General features: G+C 67.7%; 14 protein-coding genes. 11 read left to right on the top strand and 3 right to left on the bottom strand.

What is annotated here, in order from left to right; all coding sequences use genetic code 11:
- Positions 1-4: 4 nt before the first annotated feature.
- On the top strand, positions 5-166 hold the full coding sequence (locus tag RMP08_RS08875; protein WP_310468635.1) for a DUF2182 domain-containing protein: 162 nt from the start codon (positions 5-7) through the stop codon (positions 164-166).
- On the opposite strand, the gene RMP08_RS08870 is transcribed toward RMP08_RS08875, so the two are convergent.
- Positions 159-641: an SRPBCC family protein gene (locus RMP08_RS08870; protein ID WP_310468634.1), complete on the bottom strand. Its 483-nt coding sequence runs from the start codon at positions 639-641 to the stop codon at positions 159-161. The two genes, RMP08_RS08875 and RMP08_RS08870, sit on opposite strands and share 8 nt — an antisense overlap.
- A 49-nt stretch (positions 642-690) precedes the next feature.
- On the opposite strand from RMP08_RS08870, the gene RMP08_RS08865 reads away from it, so the two are divergent.
- The 3 genes from RMP08_RS08865 to RMP08_RS08855 all read left to right on the top strand — a co-directional run bounded on the left by RMP08_RS08865 (position 691) and on the right by RMP08_RS08855 (position 2,897).
- Positions 691-1,017, top strand: coding sequence for a helix-turn-helix domain-containing protein (locus tag RMP08_RS08865; RefSeq protein ID WP_310468633.1), 327 nt, complete (start codon positions 691-693; stop codon positions 1,015-1,017).
- A gap of 142 nt (positions 1,018-1,159) precedes the next feature.
- Complete coding sequence (locus tag RMP08_RS08860; RefSeq protein ID WP_310468632.1) at positions 1,160-1,399, top strand: hypothetical protein; 240 nt, start codon at positions 1,160-1,162, stop codon at positions 1,397-1,399.
- A 145-nt stretch (positions 1,400-1,544) separates the two neighbouring features.
- Positions 1,545-2,897, top strand: a complete 1,353-nt coding sequence (locus tag RMP08_RS08855; RefSeq protein ID WP_310468631.1) for an HD-GYP domain-containing protein — start codon at positions 1,545-1,547, stop codon at positions 2,895-2,897.
- A gap of 10 nt (positions 2,898-2,907) precedes the next feature.
- Here RMP08_RS08855 and RMP08_RS08850 read toward each other — a convergent pair whose 3' ends face one another.
- Positions 2,908-4,224 (bottom strand): L,D-transpeptidase family protein, encoded by a 1,317-nt coding sequence (locus RMP08_RS08850; protein ID WP_310468630.1) that lies wholly within the window; start codon positions 4,222-4,224, stop codon positions 2,908-2,910.
- Between the two features lie 258 nt (positions 4,225-4,482).
- Between RMP08_RS08850 and RMP08_RS08845 the strand changes: the two genes are divergently transcribed.
- Positions 4,483-6,336 (top strand): autotransporter domain-containing protein, encoded by a 1,854-nt coding sequence (locus tag RMP08_RS08845; protein ID WP_310468629.1) that lies wholly within the window; start codon positions 4,483-4,485, stop codon positions 6,334-6,336.
- 113 nt (positions 6,337-6,449) lie between these two features.
- Positions 6,450-6,905, top strand: coding sequence for a hypothetical protein (locus tag RMP08_RS08840; protein ID WP_310468628.1), 456 nt, complete (start codon positions 6,450-6,452; stop codon positions 6,903-6,905).
- A gap of 4 nt (positions 6,906-6,909) precedes the next feature.
- Here RMP08_RS08840 and uvrB read toward each other — a convergent pair whose 3' ends face one another.
- Positions 6,910-9,099, bottom strand: coding sequence for an excinuclease ABC subunit UvrB (gene uvrB, locus RMP08_RS08835; protein ID WP_310468627.1), 2,190 nt, complete (start codon positions 9,097-9,099; stop codon positions 6,910-6,912).
- Between the two features lie 9 nt (positions 9,100-9,108).
- On the opposite strand from uvrB, the gene RMP08_RS08830 reads away from it, so the two are divergent.
- From RMP08_RS08830 to RMP08_RS08810, 5 genes are all read left to right on the top strand, one after another.
- A complete protein-coding gene (locus RMP08_RS08830; RefSeq protein WP_310468626.1) occupies positions 9,109-10,086 on the top strand; it encodes a retroviral-like aspartic protease family protein in 978 nt (325 codons plus the stop codon).
- Positions 10,087-10,138: 52 nt separating this feature from the next.
- Positions 10,139-10,699 (top strand): DUF3617 domain-containing protein, encoded by a 561-nt coding sequence (locus RMP08_RS08825; protein ID WP_310468625.1) that lies wholly within the window; start codon positions 10,139-10,141, stop codon positions 10,697-10,699.
- A 28-nt stretch (positions 10,700-10,727) separates the two neighbouring features.
- Positions 10,728-11,135: a VOC family protein gene (locus RMP08_RS08820; protein WP_310468624.1), complete on the top strand. Its 408-nt coding sequence runs from the start codon at positions 10,728-10,730 to the stop codon at positions 11,133-11,135.
- 10 nt (positions 11,136-11,145) lie between these two features.
- On the top strand, positions 11,146-12,354 hold the full coding sequence (locus tag RMP08_RS08815) for a serine hydrolase domain-containing protein (RefSeq protein WP_310468623.1): 1,209 nt from the start codon (positions 11,146-11,148) through the stop codon (positions 12,352-12,354).
- A 315-nt stretch (positions 12,355-12,669) separates the two neighbouring features.
- Positions 12,670-13,500 (top strand): ribonucleotide reductase N-terminal alpha domain-containing protein (locus tag RMP08_RS08810; RefSeq protein ID WP_310468622.1); only part of this gene is annotated, 831 nt, incomplete at its 3' end.

Raw genomic sequence — 13,500 nt, 5'->3', positions numbered from 1 at the left:
GCTGATGCTGTTGCTGTTCGTCGGCGGCGTGATGAACTTGCTGTGGGTGGCGGCGCTCGGCATGCTGGTGCTGACCGAGAAACTGATCCCGGGCCGCCTGTTCCAGCGCGCGACGGGGATCGCGCTTGTCGCCGCGGGAGTCGCGCTGCTGCTCCGATCTATTTGAACATCCCCTCGCGCAGGTTGATGCCGTGCTCGAGCCACGCTTTGAGCGCGCACTGCATCTGCGTCCAGCCCTGGCAATTGCCGTAGCTCGCCTTGAGCGCGGCCTCGGTTTCGCGCCACCCTTCCTCGGCGATCTCGACCATCGTGCGGCCGTCGTCGAGGGCCTTGAAGGTCATCGTGACGCGGGTCTTATAGTCGGCGAGCTTATACTCGACGCCCTCGAGATTGGGCGGCTCGCCGTCGCCGGCGGCCCACAGCAGCACGATCTTTTCATTGGGCACGACCTCGACCACGTCGACGTCGAACGCGCCGGGGAAATCGTGAAAATCCCAGCTCACCGTGGCGCCGGTTTCGAGCCGGCCCTTGGCCCCGCCGGTGGTGAAGTAATGCGACAGCTGGGCGGGGTCGGCGACCGCCTCGAAAACCTCGTGGACCGGTTTTGCGATCCGCGCCGCGACCCGGAATTTCAAGTCCATGGCGAATTCTCCGCTTGAGTCGCGGCTGTTTATGTTATACTTATGTAACATGTCAATTGCTGCCGAGCACGACCGCATCTTCAAGGCGCTGGGCTCGGCGGTGCGGCGCCAGATGCTCGACGATCTGAAGGACCAGCCGCTGACCACCGGGACGTTGGTCGCGCATTTCCCCGAGCTCGACCGGTGCACCGTGATGCAGCATTTGAAAGTGCTGGAGGAGGCCGGGCTGGTGATCGCCGAGCGGCGCGGGCGGGAGCGTTGGAACCACCTCGACCCGCTGCCGATCCACGCCATCCACGAGCGCTGGATCGGGCCCCACGCGGCGGGCGCGACGGCGCGGCTGGCCACGCTCAAGCGGGAATTGGAGCGCGGCTAGCGCGGCCGCGCCGTGCATCCGCACGGCATTTGCCAACGTATCTTGATGTGGCGCGTCAACAACGCGCTTTCGATCGCCGCGCCGACGCGCATGAAGGCGCCGGCTGCGGATGACCGAACCCTCGGGACGAAAGGAAGACTTCGTGAAAAGACTGATCCTTGGAATGCTGCTTGCGGGCGGCGCGGCAACCGCCGCAATGGCCGCGCATAACCCCACCCCGCCCGAGGGCTACCGCAACTTTGGCCAGTGCCAGAGCGCGCTGGTCCAGGAGCAGAATGAAGTGCGTAAGGACCCCGACGAATATACCGAGCAGCAGGCCGACGACATCAATGGCGGCAGTTGCGAGCGCCAGGACGACGGCAGCTATCGCATCATTTTCTAAGCACTGACTGCGAGGCCGCGCGGACTGGGTGGCTCGCCGTGCCGAATGGCGCCGGCGAGCCGTCTGTTCCTCCGCTCCATCACGGCGCGTCGCTGCGCTAGTCAAATCGTTAACGCCAAACGGCGATAAAGGCGCGACCGCGCCGATGCAGTACCAGCCGATCCTTGCCGCCGATGCGCGCGCCACTGTCTCGCTGGCCGAGCTGGTCGGCGCGTTCAGCTATGCGCTCGACCTCACCGAGGGCCAGCCGGCGGGCCACTGCGTGCGGGCGTGCTGGATCGGCAGCCACATCGGCCGAGCGCTCGGGCTTGCGCCGCGCGAGCTTCACGACCTGTATTACACCTTGCTGCTCAAGGATCTCGGCTGCTCGAGCAACGCGGCGCGGATCTGCGCTTTGTACGAGGCCGACGACCGCGCCTTCAAGCAGGGCTACAAGACGGTCGGGACGAGCCTTGCCGCGACCCTCCATTTCGTCGTTTCGAAAACCGCGCGCGGAGCGCCGTTCGGGCGGCGCGCGGCGGCGATCGGCAATATCTTCAAGAACGGCGAGGCGATCGCCGACGAACTAATCCTGACCCGCTGCACGCGCGGCGCCGACATCGCGCGCAGCCTGCGCTTTTCGGACTCGGTGTGCGACGGCATCTACCGCCTCGACGAGCATTGGGACGGCTCGGGGCGGCCGGGGAAATTGCGCGGCGACGCGATCCCGTTGTTCGCGCGGATCGCCCTGCTCGCCCAGGTCGCCGACGTGTTCCATGCCCACGCCGGGCGCGATGCCGCGCTGGGCGAGGTGCGGCGGCGTTCGGGGACGTGGTTCGACCCCGCGCTGGTCACCGCGTTCGAAACTGTCGCGGCGAAGGATTCTTTGTGGGCCGGGCTCAAGTCATCGGCGCTCGACGCGCTGCTGGTGACGCTCGCCCCGGCCGAGACCGTGCAGCCGGTCGACGACGATTATCTCGACGCGATCGCCGCCGCGTTCGGAGCGGTGATCGACGCCAAGAGCCCGTACACCGCCGGCCACAGCGAGCGGGTCGCCGACTTCGCGGCGCGGATCGGCGCGGCGATGGGCGTGGCTCCGCCGCGCCGGCGCTGGCTGCACCGCGCGGCGCTGCTCCACGACATCGGCAAACTGGGGGTGTCCAATGCGATCCTCGACAAGCCAGCCAAGCTGGACGAGGCGGAGTGGGCGCAGATGCGCGACCATGCCGCGCACACCCAGCATATTCTGGGACGGATCGGGGTGCTCAGCGACCTCGCGCCGGTTGCCGCGGCGCACCACGAGCGGCTCGACGGGCGCGGTTATCCGCTCGGGCTCGACGCGCACCAGATCGGGCGCGAGACGCGGATCATCACGATTTGCGACTTTTACGATGCGCTGACCGCCGACCGCCCGTATCGCGGCGCAATGGAGCGCGAAGCGGCGCTGGCGATCATCGAGGCCGAAATTGGCGGGGCGATCGACGCCGACTGCTACGAGGCGCTGAAAACGATCGCCTAGAGCAGCGGACTTACTGCTCGACCACCTGCGCCATTTGCGCCGCCTCGCCGAAGTAGCGGGCGAGCACCGCGGGATCGCGGTTGTAGGGGTCGGCGCGGAACACCACCCCGTCGCGCGTCGCGGCGGCGGTGAGATAGGTCATGAACACCGGCACCGGCTCGGGCAGGTCGACGCGCTCCTCGACGTCAGGATCGCGCCCGACCGGCATCGCGCCGAACAACCAGGTGGCCAAGCGGTGCGCGTCCTCGACCCGCACGCAGCCGTTGCTGATCCAGCGATCGTCCTTCTGGAACACCGTTTTGTCGTGGGTGTCGTGGAGGTAGATGCCGAAATCGTTGGGCATCATGAACTTGATGTCGCCCATCGAATTGCCGGGTCCCGGGCGGCGGCGCAGGCGGACCTCGACGGTGCCGTCCTTGACCCCCTGCCAGTCGATCTTGGCGGGATCGAGCTGCGGGGCTTTTTCGCTCCACCCGGCGAACGCCTCATATTTGCGCTCGGTGAGATAGCCGAGGCCTTGCTTGAGCACGTTGGGGGCGACGATCTTGCTGTTGAGCTCGGGCGGCACGTTCCAATAAGGATTGACGCTGGCGAAGCGCATCAGCGCCGCCATCATCGGGGTTTCGGTCTCGGCCGTGCCGACCACCGCGCGCATGGTGTCGACCATGCGGTCGTTCTCGAACATGTACAGCCGCGCAGAGCCGGAATCGACGATGATGTAGCGCCGCGCCTCGCCCGGGGCAGGCAAGCGCCGGGCGCGCTCCATGTTGATCATCAGCACCCGCTCGTAATGCTCGGCGCCGAGGTTCAACGACGCGATCATGGCATTGCCGACGATGCCGTCGGGCTTGAGCCCGTGGACCTGCTGGTAGCGCGTGACGCGCGCTGCCAGGGGCGCGTCGAAGCGGGTGCCGTAGCCGAGCCCGAGCCGCTCGCGCAGCATCGCCACGCGCTCGCCCTCGGCGCCCGCCTTGAGCGCGGGGCCGGCGGGGATCGCGAATTGCGGCAGCCCGCCCCACTCCATGCGGTAGCGCACCAGCCCGCGGCGCAGGTCGGTGAACATCGGGTTGACCGTCTCGAGCAGGTCGAACGGGACGCCGCCGTAATTGCCGAACGCGTTCTGCTCCATTTCCTGGTTGCGCAGACGGATGTCGGCGTTGAGCTCGCGGTCGACGTAGAGCATGTCGACGCCCTGATCGACCGACGGCGGGATGGCGATCGGCTCGATCGGCTGGGATTGCCACGCGGCGGCCCCGGCCGAGGCGGCGAGCCCGAGCGCGACGGCGGCGGAAATCAGCAAGCGGTAGGTCATGGCACCCTTTGTCATGCGGCCCTTATCAATGTGTAAGGTGAACCGCTGCGGAATGGTAAAGCATTGGCCGTTAATATAATCACCCCGGCGCTCGGCGGCCACGGTTCGCCGACAATTCACGCGAGCGATGGCCGCTCGCGACTGTTGCCCCAGCGCAGCAGGGCCGTGGCGAAGCGGCGCGGCGCGGGCGTTAACCGCTTGTCATAACGGCCGTTGGCAACCCATAGCAGGGCGAGGCGGCCGCTCGTCCCGCGGCCGCGGGAGGGATTTTAGATGCTTTATCGCCGCCTGCCCGGCCGCGCCCTGATCGGCGCCTCGGCCATTGCACTTGCTTCACTGGCAACCCCGGCCGCCGCCCAGCGCGTCGACCATATCGTCGCGTTCGGCGACAGCTATGCCGACCAGGACAATCTGTTCGCGCTGATCGGCCAGCCGTGCCCGGCGGTGTACAGCACCTGCCGCTTTTCCGGCGGGACCAATTATATCGACACGCTGTCGCTGCTGCTTGGCGTGCCGGTCGACAATTTCGCGATCGGCGGCGCACTGACCAGCAACAACAACACCGTTGCCGGGCCGGGCGTGCTCGGCTTCCCCACCGAATATGGCGCGTTCCTGGCGGGCGGCGGCGGCGGCGCCTTCCCGACCGTGTCCGGCAGCTTCGATGCGGACGACCTGGTGACCGTCTCGATCGGCGGCAACGACGCGCGGCTGTACCAGCAGAACGGCGGCACGCTGGCCGGCGTGCCGGCCGCGGCGGTTGCTTCGGCCGCGCAGGCGACGGCCGGGCTCAACGCGCTGGTCGGCGCCGGGGCCGAGACCATCAGCTTCCTCGCCGGAAACACCTCGTTCCTGCCCGAGCTGGCGCTCGAGCCCGACCCCGCCGCGGCGGCCGCGGTGCGCAATGCCTATTCGACCACGTTCAACGCCGCGATCCAGTCGACCCTGGCCGGCTATGCCGCCAATGGCGTCACCGTCCACTACCTCGACCTGACGCTGGTCCGCGACCAGATCGTCGCCAACCCCGCCGCCTACGGCTTTGCCAGCACCGGCGCGTGCCCGGTGGCGGAGGCGACGCAATGCGTGACCAACCCGGCGTTCGCCAACCAGTATCTGCTGTACGTCGACGGGATCCATTTGACTTCGGCCGGCTTCGCCGTGGTGGCGCGCTACATCCAGACCCAGTTGACCGCGCCGTTGACTCTTCAAGGGTCGAGCGAACTGGGCCTCGAGACCGCGCGCCAGTTCGGCCGCACGCTGTCGAGCCGCCTCGACACCTCGGCACCGCGCGACGGCGACACGGCCGACGGGCTGCAGTTCTTCGTCGCCGGCGACATGGCCAGCCGCGACGGCGAGCAGACCCGTTCGACCGACGCATTCGATTATGACAGCGTCGGCGCCACCGCCGGGTTGCGCTACGGCATGGGCAATGCGGTGGTCGGCCTCGCCGCCAATCTGTCCAAGCCCGAGCTGCGCTTCATCGGCGGCAGCGCCGACACCCGCACCACCAGCCTGCAGCTGGGCGCGTTCGCCGGCTACGCGATCGCCGGCGCGTTCGTCCAGGGCTACGCGGGCTATGGCCACGACAAGCACAAGATCGACCGCGACGGCGTGGTCCAGGACATGTCGGCCAAGCCCGACGGCAACCATTGGCTTGCCGGCGCCAAGGCCGGCTATCTGATGCCGCTCGGCAGCTGGCGCGCGGGGCCGGTGGTGGCGCTCGACTACGCCAAGGCCAAGGTCGACGATTACAGCGAGCGCGGCGACCCCGCGCTCAGCCTCGACGTCGGCGAGCTGTCGTCCAAGGCACTGACCGGCAGCCTCGGGCTCGAGGCGCGCGGCGATTTCGACAGCGGCGGGCTGTCGTTCCGCCCGTTCGTCGCGGCGGCGATGGAGAAGACGCTGTCGGGCAATGGCGACACCGCGTTCTACGCGCAGCATTCGTCGCCGACGATCGTCAACAGCTGGCGGCTTAGCGACCGCTCGAAGAAGGCCTATGCGCGGCTCACCGGCGGCGCCAGCGCGGCGCTGTTCGGCACCGCCAGCCTCGACGCCACGGTGTCCTCGACGTTCGGGCGCAACGACGGCGACGACATCTCGGCGCAGATCGGTCTGCGCATCGGGATGTAATCCACGCGGCGGCGGCGGCGGCACTTCAATCCCAGGCGGGATTTGACACGCCGCCGCAATCGCGGTTTCCTCTTCGCTGCCCGGCGCGGGCCGGGCGCGGAGGGGGATTTTTCATGGACGATGTCACGCCAGCACAGGTGCCGGTTCACCTGTGGATCGTCGGCGCCTTGTCGACGCTGTGGAGCGGGTTCGGCTGCTTCGACTATTGGAAGACGCGGATGCGCGACACCGAGTATCTCGCCGGGATGATGCCGACGGTCGACCCCAACGCGGTGCTGGCGTGGATCGACGCGTTTCCCATGTGGGCGCAGTTCGGCTGGGGGCTCGGGGTGTGGGGCGGGCTGGTGGCTTCGGTGCTGCTGCTGATGCGTCATCGCTGGGCGGTATGGGCGTTCGCAGCGTCGCTGCTCGGCGCGATCCTCGGCCTCGGTTACCAGGCGCTGGGAGCACCGCCGCTGGCCGGTGCGGAGGACCCGATGTACCAGGTGATGCCCTACGTCATCATCCTGATCGCCGCGGCGCTGTTCCTGTACGCGCGGGCGATGGAGCAGAGGGGGGTGCTGCGGTAGGGAGTTAGCGGCCGAACCGCGTCCGTCCCGTCTTCCCGAACCGCCCCTTGCGCGTCCCCGGCCTGCCTTCGCTCGACTTGCCGGTTGGCCGCGGCGCTACCCTTTGCGGGTGGGGGATGCCGAGGTCGTCTTCCTCGAGGCGGCGGATTTCGTCGCGGAGGCGGCCGGCTTCCTCGAATTCGAGATCCGCGGCGGCGGCGCGCATGCGTTTCTCGAGGTCGGCGATGTAGGCTTTCAAATTGTGCCCGACGAGGTGCGGGCGCTCGTCGTCGCCGGTCTCGACCAGCACGCCGTCGCGCATCGTCACGTCACTCATGATGTCGTTGATGCGGGTCTTGATCGATTCGGGCGTGATGCCGTGCGCGAGGTTGTACGCGACCTGCTTCTCGCGCCGCCGGTCGGTCTCGTTGAGGGCGCGCTCCTTGCTCCCGGTGACGCGGTCGGAGTAGAGGATGACGCGGCCGTCGATGTTGCGCGCGGCGCGGCCGATGGTCTGGATCAGCGAGGTCTCCGAGCGCAGGAAGCCCTCCTTGTCGGCGTCGAGGATCGCGACCAGCCCGCACTCGGGAATGTCGAGCCCCTCGCGCAGCAAATTGATGCCGACCAGCACGTCGTAGACCCCGAGCCTGAGCTCGCGGATCAGCTCGATGCGCTCGAGCGTCTCGACGTCCGAGTGCATGTAGCGGACCTTAAGGCCCGCCTCGTGGAGATACTCCGTAAGGTCCTCGGCCATGCGCTTGGTCAGCGTGGTAACGAGGGTGCGGTAGCCTTTACGCGCGGTTTCCTTCGCCTCGTGGACGAGGTCGTCGACCTGGTCCTCGACCGGCTTGATCTCGACCGGCGGGTCGATCAGCCCGGTCGGGCGGATGACCTGCTCCGAGAACACGCCGCCGGTCGCCTCCATCTCCCACGGGCCCGGGGTGGCCGAGACGAAGGTAGTCTGCGGGCGCATCGCGTCCCATTCGTTGAAGCGCAAAGGACGGTTGTCGATGCATGAGGGCAGGCGGAAGCCGTATTCGGCCAGCGTGATCTTGCGGCGGTGGTCGCCCTTGGCCATCGCGCCGATTTGCGGCACCGTCTGGTGGCTCTCGTCGACGAACAGCAAGGCGTTGTCGGGGAGATATTCGAACAGGGTCGGCGGCGGCTCGCCGGGCAGGCGGCCGGTGAGGAAGCGCGAATAATTCTCGATCCCGGCGCAGCTGCCGGTGGCGGCGATCATCTCGAGATCGAAATTGGTGCGCTGCTCGAGCCGCTGCAGCTCGAGCAATTTGCCCTCGGCCTCAAGCTCCTTGAGGCGCTCCGACAGTTCATGGCGGATCGCTTCCATCGCCTGCTTGAGAGTCGGCCCCGGGGTGACATAGTGCGAGTTGGCGTAGACTTTGACACTATCGAGCGACGCGACCTTCTTGCCGGTCAGCGGGTCGAACTCGACGATCTCTTCGATCTCGTCGCCAAAGAAAGAAATGCGCCAGGCGGTGTCCTCATAGTGCGACGGGAAGATCTCGAGATTGTCGCCGCGGACGCGGAAATTGCCGCGGGCGAAGGCCTGGTCGTTGCGGCGATATTGCAGCGCGACGAGCTTGCGGATGATCTCGCGCTGGTCCTCGCGACCGCCTTTCTTCAGGGAAAAGATCATCGCCGAATAGGTCTCGACCGAGCCGATGCCGTAGAGGCACGAGACCGAGGCGACGATGATGACGTCGTCGCGCTCGAGCAATGACCGCGTCGCCGAGTGGCGCATGCGGTCGATCGCCTCGTTCACCGAGCTTTCCTTCTCGATGTAGGTGTCGGAGCGCGGGACGTAGGCCTCGGGCTGGTAATAATCGTAGTAGCTGACGAAATATTCGACCGCGTTATCGGGGAACAGGCGGGCGAACTCGCCGTACAATTGGGCGGCGAGGATCTTGTTCGGGGCGAGCACCAGCGCCGGGCGCTGCAGCGTCTCGATCACCTTGGCCATTGTAAAAGTCTTGCCGCTGCCGGTGACCCCCAGCAGCACCTGGTCCTGCTCGCCGGCCAGTGCGGCCTCGGTCAGCTCCTTGATCGCCGCCGGTTGGTCGCCCGCCGGTTCGTAGTCGGACTGGAGCACGAACTTCTTCCCGCCCTCGGCCTTGTCAGGCCGCGCCGGGCGGTGGGGAACGAAGGCCTCGCCGCTGTCGGGCTCGGCGAGGGAGGCGCGGATTTGAATCGGCATGCGCCCCATATGGTGGAGAGCGCGGCGCGGCGCTACATATCGGTGCACGACAATCTGAGGTTTGTGATGTTCGGCCGCCTCGCCTTTGCTGTTCTGGGGACGGCAGGCCTCACTGCCGCCGCACCCGCGCCGGCGCCCGCCCCGGCCAGCGTGGTGCGGAGCTCGGTCGGCTTCGTCCAGGGCAGCATCGAGGGCACGGGACCCTACTGGTTCCTCGTCGACAGCGGCGCCAACCGCTCGGCGCTCGACGACGATGTCGCGCTCAAGCTGGGCCTGATCGTCCCCGGCACCAGCACGGTCGAGGGAACGGCGGGCACCATCGCGGTGCGCCAGGCGCGGATCAAACGGCTGCGCGCCGGGGCGCTTGAGGTGCGTAATCTCAAGCCGACGGTCAGCGACCTGTCGGGCTCGCTCGCGCCCGCGGGACAGGCGATCGCCGGAATCCTCGGTTTCGACGCGCTGCAGGACCAGGCCGTGCTGTTCGACATGGCCGGCGGGCGGATCGCGTTCGCTGTCAACGCTGCACGGCTGGCCCCGCTGGCCGGCGCGACGATCGTCCCGTTTGAGCTCGACAACGGCATCCCGCGCGTCGCGGCGCGGATCGAGGGCGTGCCGGCCAAGCTGCGCATCGACACCGGCGCGGCGATCGGCGACGGGCCGCGCACCTTCGTCAACATCACCCGCCCGTTCTACGAAAGATTGCTGGCGGCCGATCCCAAGCTGACGCCCTACACCGAGTTCACCGCGTCGGGCACCGGCGGCGAGATGAAGATCGCGGTGGTCAATGCCAACAAGTTCACGATCGGCGGGGTCGAGGTCGCCGGGCCGCGGCTGCTGGTCCAGCCGCCGGTCGGCTATTTCGCGCGCGGCGACGCGGTCGGCTTCGTTGGCAGCTACGCGTTCAAATCGTGGCCGGGCTTCATCCTCGATTACCCGCGCCGCCGCCTGATCCTGCTTGGCCCGCGCGCCGCCACACGCGCCGATTGAATCGCCCGCCCAAGCGCATATGGTGGCGCCGCCTGCTGGGGAGATCCGACCAATGAACCACACCGCCTTCGCCGCCCTGCTTGCTTGCGCCATTCCGCTCGCCGCCTGCGACAGCGATCCCGAGGTCAGCGCCACCAACGCCTCGGTCGAGGAGGTCGCCGACAAGGTCGCCGACGCTGGCGCCGGGACCAATTTCATCCGCGCCGGCAAATGGTCGTCGACGGTGACCATGGAAGAAGTCACCGCGCCAGGCATGCCGCCCGAGATGGCCGAGCGGATGAAAAACGCCACCGGCGCGGGCCAGGGCAAGACCTATGAGAGCTGCCTGACCGAGGAAGAGGCCAAGCGCCCCAAGGAGGATTTTTTCGCTGGCAGCAACCAGTGCCGCTACGACCATTTCACCATGGGCAACGGCAAGATCGACGCCAAGATGCGCTGCGCCCAGGGCGGCATGAACCAGGTGATGGAGATGGCCGGCACCTACTCGCCCGAGCGCTACCAGATGCGCATGGCGACCAAGATGGACGGCGCCGGCGGGCCGGTCGAGGGGATGACCATGAAGATGCGCGTCGACGCCAAGCGGATCGGCGCGTGCGACGCCAAGAAAGCCTGACGCGGCGCTTCAACCCAGGGGGAACAGCATGATCGGCTATGTCACGCTCGGCACCGACGACCTCGAGCGCGCGCGCTCGTTCTACGATGCGCTGCTCGGCACGATCGGCGCCAAGCGCCTGATGCAGTTCGCCGACGAAGACGGCGGCTTCACCATGTACGGCACGTCGATGGACCGCCCGGCGCTGGTCGTGACGCGGCCGTACGACAAGCAGCCGCCCGACTGCGGCAACGGCAACATGGTCGCGCTGGTGATGGACACGCCGGACAAGGTCGATGCGTTCTATGCCAAGGCGCTCGAGCTGGGCGCCACCGACGAAGGGCCGCCGGGCTACCGCGGCGACCCCAAGTTCGGTTACTATTTCGGCTATTTCCGCGACCCCGACGGGCACAAGCTCGCCGCCTTCAACATCGCCCGCCAGGGGGCGGGGGGCTGAGCGCGCGGCGGTGACGCGGCTGCTCCCATTGCTGCTGCTCCTCGCCGGGTGCGCGACGGTGCCACCGCCGCCACCGCCCGCGCCGCCGGTCGCCGAGGTCGGGGTGGCGTTCGACCGCGCGGGCGAGCGCGGCGCTTATGCGATTGGCCTCGCCGACCCCGCGGCCGGACGCGTCGTGACCCCCGACGATCCGGTGCGGATCGCGTCGATCAGCAAGGTGCTGGTCGCGGTGGCGGTGATGAAGCTGGTCGAGGCGGGCAAGCTCGATCTCGACGCCGATGTTTCCGAAAAACTCGGCTGGCGCTTGCGCAACCCGGCGTTCCCCGAGCGCGCGATCTCGCTGCGCATGCTGCTCAGCCACACCAGCTCGGTGCGCGACCATGACGACCAATATGCCATACCGCTCGGCGGGTCGCTCCGGGCGGTGATGGCGGCGCCGACATCGTGGGATGCTGCGCACGCGCCGGGCACCGGTTACTTCAAGTACAGCAACCTCAACTTCCCGATCGTCGCGTCGCTGATCGAGATCGTCACACAGGAGCGCTTCGACGGGGTGATGCGGCGCGACGTGCTGGTGCCGCTCGGCCTCGACGCCTGCTTCAACTGGCCGTGGTGCAGCGACGCCGCGGTGGCGCGCGCGGTGGTGCTGACGCAAGCTGGCGAAGTCGTGCGCGACGACCTCAAGGGCAAGCGCCCCGAGTGCCCGGTGTTCGCCCCCGAAGGCAGCGCGTGCGACATCCCCGGCACGTGGCGGCCGGGGGTCAACGGGGCGCTGTTTTCACCGCAAGGCGGCTTGCGCATTTCGGCGCGCGGGCTGGCCCGGGTCGGACGGATGCTGCTCAATGGCGGGACGCTCGACGGGGTGCGAGTCCTGTCGCCGCAATCGGTCGAGGCGATGCTCGCCCCGGCGTGGGTCTACGACGGGCGCAACGGCGACACCGACCACGGCTTCTACTGCAGCTACGGGCTCGCCATCCAGCACTGGCCGGTGCGCCGCGCCGGGTGCGCCGACGATCCGGCCGGCGACGGTGTCGCTCGAGCTGGACATGCCGGCGATGCCTACGGACTGCGCTCGGGATTATGGATCGACCGCGCGAGCGGCACCGGCGGCGCGTATTTTGTCACCGGCCTCGACGACGACCCGCCGCGCGGCCACAGCTCCTACCGCGCCGCCGAGGAAGCCGCATTGAGGCGCACGCTGGAGTTGCTGCGCAACTAGCCCCCGGCGCGTCTGTGGCAATTGCGCCGATCCACAGGATTTTTGCGTTAATTCGCATTTACCTGCTTGCGTCTCACCACGGTTCAGGCACTATGGGTGGTAGCGCGAGAGGGGGAACTCTCAATACCTAGTGTTTCGCGGCGGAATACCCATATTCCGGCGAGGCGCTGCCTTGTGCCCTGTGGATATCGGGGACGGGGCCGAGAAAAGACCCCGGCGCGCGGCAAAAGGGACTAGGATGCCGGCATGGCTCCGAGTCGAACATTGAGTGAACAAGAGGCGCGCGTCGAGGCGCCGCAAGGACGGGGAAGCGCGATGGATTTTTCTACCCACACCGAAGTCACCAGCGACGATGTCGGCACCCCCGCCGCGCGCACCAGCAAGACCGTCGACACCCGCGCGTTCGCCGTCGTCACCGATGAGACGCGCGACGCCTTGCTGACCGAATTCGGCAAGGACACGCTGCGCGACCGCTATCTGCTGCCCGGCGAGAATTACCAGGATCTGTTCGCGCGCGTCGCCTCGGCCTACGCCGACGACCAGGCCCACGCCCAGCGCATCTACGACTATATCTCGAAGCTGTGGTTCATGCCGGCGACCCCGGTGCTGAGCAACGGCGGCACCGGCCGCGGGCTGCCGATCAGTTGCTATTTGAACAGCGTCGACGACAGCCTCGACGGCATCGTCGGGACATGGAACGAGAACGTCTGGCTGGCCTCCAAGGGCGGCGGCATCGGCACGTATTGGGGCGCGGTGCGCGGCATCGGCGAGCCGGTCGGTTTGAACGGCAAGACCAGCGGGATCATCCCGTTCGTGCGCGTCATGGACAGCCTCACCCTGGCGATTTCGCAGGGCTCGCTGCGGCGCGGTTCGGCCGCCTGCTACCTCGACATCTCGCACCCCGAGATCGAGGAGTTCCTCGAGATCCGCAAGCCCAGCGGCGACTTCAACCGCAAGGCCCTGAACCTCCACCACGGCGTGCTCGTCACCGACGAGTTCATGGAGTGCGTGCGCGACGGCCGCGAGTTCGATTTGCGCAGCCCCAAGGACAACACCGTGCGCGGCACCGTCGATGCGCGCGCCTTGTTCCAGAAGCTGGTCGAAACCCGCCTCGCGACCGGCGAGCCGTACATCATCTTCATCGAC

Source organism: Sphingomonas sp., from assembly GCF_031426035.1.
Classification (GTDB): Bacteria; Pseudomonadota; Alphaproteobacteria; order Sphingomonadales; family Sphingomonadaceae; genus Sphingomicrobium.
This window is presented reverse-complemented; position numbering and strand designations above follow the sequence as displayed.

Coding starts and splice junctions, on each gene's coding strand:
- RMP08_RS08850 (WP_310468630.1), bottom strand. CDS start 4,224: ATGACAAAGGGTGCCATGACCTACCGCTTGCTGATTTCCGCCGCCGTC.
- RMP08_RS08875 (WP_310468635.1), top strand. CDS start 5: ATGCTGTTGCTGTTCGTCGGCGGCGTGATGAACTTGCTGTGGGTGGCG.
- RMP08_RS08845 (WP_310468629.1), top strand. CDS start 4,483: ATGCTTTATCGCCGCCTGCCCGGCCGCGCCCTGATCGGCGCCTCGGCC.
- RMP08_RS08865 (WP_310468633.1), top strand. CDS start 691: ATGTCAATTGCTGCCGAGCACGACCGCATCTTCAAGGCGCTGGGCTCG.
- RMP08_RS08825 (WP_310468625.1), top strand. CDS start 10,139: ATGAACCACACCGCCTTCGCCGCCCTGCTTGCTTGCGCCATTCCGCTC.
- RMP08_RS08870 (WP_310468634.1), bottom strand. CDS start 641: ATGGACTTGAAATTCCGGGTCGCGGCGCGGATCGCAAAACCGGTCCAC.
- RMP08_RS08840 (WP_310468628.1), top strand. CDS start 6,450: ATGGACGATGTCACGCCAGCACAGGTGCCGGTTCACCTGTGGATCGTC.
- RMP08_RS08830 (WP_310468626.1), top strand. CDS start 9,109: ATGGTGGAGAGCGCGGCGCGGCGCTACATATCGGTGCACGACAATCTG.
- uvrB (WP_310468627.1), bottom strand. CDS start 9,099: ATGCCGATTCAAATCCGCGCCTCCCTCGCCGAGCCCGACAGCGGCGAG.
- RMP08_RS08855 (WP_310468631.1), top strand. CDS start 1,545: ATGCAGTACCAGCCGATCCTTGCCGCCGATGCGCGCGCCACTGTCTCG.
- RMP08_RS08820 (WP_310468624.1), top strand. CDS start 10,728: ATGATCGGCTATGTCACGCTCGGCACCGACGACCTCGAGCGCGCGCGC.